The sequence below is a fragment of the Nocardioides sp. P5_C9_2 genome (assembly GCF_054049555.1).
This window is the reverse complement of the sequence record NZ_JBFUMD010000364.1, coordinates 1-4,085: the sequence shown is the minus strand read 5'-3', so window position 1 is coordinate 4,085 and position 4,085 is coordinate 1. Positions and strand designations below refer to the sequence as shown.

Annotated in this window: 5 protein-coding genes; 1 reads left to right on the top strand and 4 read right to left on the bottom strand. The window is 71.4% G+C overall.

Features of this window, described 5'->3' with window-relative positions:
• A partial coding sequence (locus ACXJKL_RS16105) for an ROK family protein (RefSeq protein WP_457208039.1) occupies positions 1-1,080 on the top strand: 1,080 nt, incomplete at its 5' end.
• Positions 1,081-1,099: 19 nt separating this feature from the next.
• Here ACXJKL_RS16105 and ACXJKL_RS16100 read toward each other — a convergent pair.
• The 4 genes from ACXJKL_RS16100 to ACXJKL_RS16085 form a co-directional block, all read right to left on the bottom strand.
• Positions 1,100-1,405, bottom strand: coding sequence for a GNAT family N-acetyltransferase (locus ACXJKL_RS16100; RefSeq protein WP_457208038.1), 306 nt, complete (start codon positions 1,403-1,405; stop codon positions 1,100-1,102).
• The gene (locus ACXJKL_RS16095; RefSeq protein ID WP_457208037.1) at positions 1,402-2,169 is read right to left on the bottom strand and encodes a pirin family protein; all 768 of its coding nucleotides are present in this window, start codon (positions 2,167-2,169) and stop codon (positions 1,402-1,404) included. The genes ACXJKL_RS16100 and ACXJKL_RS16095 overlap by 4 nt, the downstream gene beginning before the upstream one ends.
• A 113-nt stretch (positions 2,170-2,282) precedes the next feature.
• The gene (locus ACXJKL_RS16090; protein WP_457208036.1) at positions 2,283-3,044 is read right to left on the bottom strand and encodes a helical backbone metal receptor; all 762 of its coding nucleotides are present in this window, start codon (positions 3,042-3,044) and stop codon (positions 2,283-2,285) included.
• A partial coding sequence (locus ACXJKL_RS16085; protein WP_457208035.1) for a methylmalonyl-CoA mutase family protein occupies positions 3,041-4,085 on the bottom strand: 1,045 nt, incomplete at its 5' end. The genes ACXJKL_RS16090 and ACXJKL_RS16085, both read right to left, overlap by 4 nt.

Sequence of the window (4,085 nt, the reverse complement as noted above, 5' to 3'; positions counted from 1 at the left end):
GTGCAGGAGCTGGTGGCACGCGGCCTCGTCCTCGAGCGGGGGGTCGCCTCGCAGTCCGGGCCGGGGAGGCCCTCGCCGATGGTCCACGTGCGTCCCGACGCCGCGGTCGCGCTGGCCGTCGAGCTGGGCGTGGAGTCCGTGACCGTGGCCGCGATCGGCCTGGGTGGACACGTCTTCGACCTCGTCCGGACGGGGCTCCCGCGGCGTGGCTCCTCGCCGGAGGACGTCGTACGCCGGGTGGGCGACATCTGCGGGTCGATGGCGCGGTCACTGCCGTCGGAGGCGGTGGTGGGCGTCGGCGCGGCAGTCCCCGGGCTGACCCGCCGGTCGGACGGCTTCGTCCATCTCGCGCCCAACCTCCGCTGGAAGGGGGTGCCGGTCGGAGCGCTGCTGGCAGCCGGCCTCGACCTCGCCCCGGACCGGGTCCACGTCGCCAACGAGGCGGACCTCGGCGCCCTCGGCGAGCACCGCAGGGGTGCCGGGCGCGGCTTCGACAACCTCGTGTTCGTCTCCGGTGAGGTGGGGATCGGCGCCGGGTTGATCATCGGGGGACGACCGATGCTGGGCGCGGCCGGCTATGCCGGCGAGGCGGGCCACATGATGGTCAACCCCCGGGGCCGAGCCTGCACCTGCGGCGCGCGCGGCTGCTGGGAGACCGAGGCGGGCGAGGCGGCGCTGGTCCGCGCCCTGGGCCCGACCGCGGCGTCGACACAGGACACGGTCGCCGCCGTCGAGCAACGCCTGGCGGCGGGCGATGAGACGGCTGCCCGCGCCGTGGCCGACATCGGTCGCTGGCTGGGGGTCGGCATCGGCAACCTCGTCAACCTGCTCAACCCCGAGGTGGTGGTGCTGGGCGGCATGTTCCAGGCCCTCCACCCGCACCTCAGGGACTCCATGCTGAGCGCCGTTCGGAAGCAGAGCCTCGACCAGGTGTACGGCGACCTCGACGTCGTCCCGAGCTCGCTCGGGACCTCGGCGCAGCTGCACGGGGCGGCTGAGCTGTGCCTCGCCACCGTGCTGACCGATCCGACGACGGTGCGCCAGGCGCAGGTCGTCGAGGGTCGGGGGACGGGGGACTGAGAGCCCCGCCGTCGGTCGGTCAGTCCGTGACCGTGCTGCCCGGGCTGCGGTAGTCGAGGTCGGCGTACTCGGGGTGCCGGGACATCCACGCCTGGACGAAGGGGCAGATCGGCAGCACGGTCAGGCCGCGGCCGCGGACGTCGTCCAGGGCGCCGCGGACCAGGAGCCCGCCGATGCCCTGGCCCTCCAGCGAGGGGTTGACCTCGGTGTGGGTGAAGACCACCAGCCGGTCGGTCTCCTGGTAGGCGGCGTGGCCGAGGGTGGTGCCGTCGCGGACGATCTCGTAGCGCTGACGCGCCTTGTCGTTGCGCACGTCGGTCGTCATGCGGCGACGGTGGCGTGCATCTCCCACACCAGGATCTCGGCCGCCTCGGTGGCGGTCACCCTCTGGCCACCCGTCGCGGTGAACCGGACCGCGTCGCCGGTGACGAGCGGACCGGCGCCCTCCAGGGTGACGGCCCCACGCGGGACGAACAGGTGCAGGAAGGGCGCCTCGGGGAGCTCGACTGAATGGCCCGGCTGCAGGCGCGCGGCGTACAGGGCGGCGTACTTGTTCCTGATCCGGATCGCGGCCTCCCCGTCGTGCTTGTCCATCCCGGAGGCGACCGGGACGAGGCCGCCGGACAGCAGCTCGTGGTCGATCTCGAGCTGCTCGTAGCCGGGGGTGATGCCGTCCTCGTCGGGCACGACCCACATCTGCACGAAGTGGACCGGGTCGCGGTGGGCGTCCCCGGTCAGGCGCCAGGAGTCGTTCTTCTCCGAGTGCATGATGCCGCGGCCGGCGCTCATCCGCTGGGCCAGGCCCGGGTAGATGATCCCGTTGTGCCCGGTGGAGTCCTGGTGGACCAGGGAGCCGTCGAGCACCCACGTGACGATCTCCATGTCGCGGTGGGGGTGCGTGTCGAAGCCGGTGCCGGCGTCGACGACGTCGTCGTTGTTGACCAGCAGCAGTCCGTGGKGGGTGTTGGCGTGGTCGAAGTGGTGGCCGAAGGAGAAGGAGTGCTTGGAGTCCAACCAGCCGAACTGGCTGGAGAAGCGGTCCTCGGCGCGACGGACGTCCACGGTGGGGGTCGGGTCGACGGTGCTCATGGCGGGTCCTCACGGTGCGGCGGGACGGATGGACGGACAGCCTGTCGTTGACGAGTCAACTACATCGACGTCAACGGGTGCGGTACGTCGATCATTCCCGACGCCTGGTCGGGTCAGGTCCCGGGTCGCGCCAGGCTCCGGTGGGCGTCGACCAGCGACGGGCCGTACCAGGTCAGGAGGCGTCCACTGACGAGCTCGGTCGGGGTGGTCGCGAAGTCCGGGGGACCGTCGTCGGCGGTGAAGCAGTACGGCTCGTCCGGGAGCAGGACGGCGTCGGCGCCGGCGGCGTCGAGGTCCGCCAGGTCGACGTGCGGGTAGCGCTCCGGGTGGGCGGCGTACACGTTGGCCAAGCCGAGGCGGCGAGCCAGGTCGCCGGTGAAGGTGCTGCTCCCGACCACCATCCACGGGTCGCGCCAGACGGGGATCAGCACGCGGCGGGTCACCGGCGGCGGCGGGCCGGACCACAGTGCGGTGGCGGTCGCCAGCCACGGCGGCCGAGGCCACTGCAGCGCCTCGTCGAGCAGCCGCCCCAGGGAGTGCAGCGCCCGGGGCACGGTCTCGATGTCGGTCACCCACACGCGGATGCCCCGTTCGCGCAGCCGGCGGACGTCGAGCTCGCGGTTCTCCTCCTTGTTGGCCACGACCAGGTCGGGGTCCAGGAGGGCGATGCGCGCCAGGTCCGGGTTCTTGGTGCCCCGCACCCGGGGCACGTCGAGATCGGCCGGGTGGGTGCACCACTCCGTAGCCCCCACGAGCGCCTCGGGTCGCACGCTGGCGAGGGCCTCGGTGATCGACGGGACCAGGGAGACGACCCGGCGTACGGGTCCCGCGTGGGCGAGCGGCGCGAGGGGATGCCCGAGGTCGTCGGCGGTCACACGTTGCGGCGGTACTGCCCGCCGACCTCGAAGAAGGCCTCCGTGACCTGCTGCAGCGAGCAGACCCTCGCTGCGTCCATGAGGACCGCGAAGACGTTGTCGCCGGAGACCGCCGCCTCCTTGAGCCGGGCGATGGCCTCGGTCGCCTCCGGGCCGTGGGCGGCCTGGAACTCCCGCACGCGGCGCAGCTGCGACTCCTTCTCGGCCTCGGTCGCGCGGGCCAGCTCGACCTCCGGGGGCGAGACGTCGGAGTCGGGCTTGACGAAGGTGTTGACGCCGACGATGGGCAGGGAGCCGTCGTGCTTGCGGTGCTCGTAGAGCATCGACTCGTCCTGGATGCGGCCACGCTGGTAGCCGGTCTCCATCGCGCCGAGCACGCCGCCGCGCTCGTTGATGCTGTCGAACTCCTCCAGCACCGCGCGCTCCACGAGGTCGGTGAGCTCGTCGATGATGAACGAGCCCTGGAGCGGGTTCTCGTTCATCGCCATGCCCCACTCGCGGTTGATGATGAGCTGGATCGCGAGCGCCCGGCGTACGGACTCCTCGGTCGGGGTGGTGACCGCCTCGTCGTAGGCGTTGGTGTGCAGGCTGTTGGCGTTGTCGTAGATCGCGATCAGCGCCTGCAGGGTGGTACGGATGTCGTTGAAGTCCATCTCCTGCGCGTGCAGCGACCGACCGGACGTCTGCACGTGGTACTTCAGCTTCTGCGAGCGCTCGCCGGCGCCGTACTTCTCCTTCATCGTGACCGCCCAGATCCGGCGAGCCACCCGGCCCAGCACGGAGTACTCGGGGTCCATGCCGTTGGAGAAGAAGAAGGACAGGTTGGGCGCGAAGTCGTCGATGTCCATGCCGCGCGCCAGGTAGGCCTCGACGTAGGTGAACCCGTTGGCCAGGGTGAACGCGAGCTGGCTGATGGGGTTGGCCCCGGCCTCGGCGATGTGGTAGCCGGAGATGGACACCGAGTAGAAGTTGCGCACCTTCTGGGCGATGAACCACTCCTGGATGTCGGCCATCATCCGCAGCGAGAACTCGGTGGAGAAC